The following is a 231-nucleotide window of genomic DNA, read 5'->3' on the forward strand; positions in this document are numbered from 1 at the left end:
TCATCTCCTGTTTCATGGCGTCCAATTCCTCTTTTTGTTTTTTTAGATTTTTCTCTTTTTGGTCGATATCCTGACGCAGATCCTGAAGCTCTTTGAGCATCTTGCGGTCATAGTCTGTAACCCGCTCCACAAAGTCTACACGGTTCAGAAATTCTCCCATACTGTCGGAAGTAAACAGAATCTCCAGAAAAGAGACGTTTCCGTTTTCGTATATGTACTGGATACGCTTTT

1 protein-coding gene is annotated in these 231 nt (G+C 41.6%); it reads right to left on the reverse strand.

Translation table 11 applies throughout. The features are described 5' to 3' along the window. Nucleotides 1–231: coiled-coil domain-containing protein (locus HJY11_RS13745; RefSeq protein WP_368041619.1), on the reverse strand; the 231-nt coding region annotated here is incomplete at both ends.

The organism is Bittarella massiliensis (ex Durand et al. 2017), assembly GCF_017566145.1.
Classification (GTDB): domain Bacteria; phylum Bacillota; class Clostridia; order Oscillospirales; family Ruminococcaceae; genus Bittarella; species Bittarella massiliensis_A.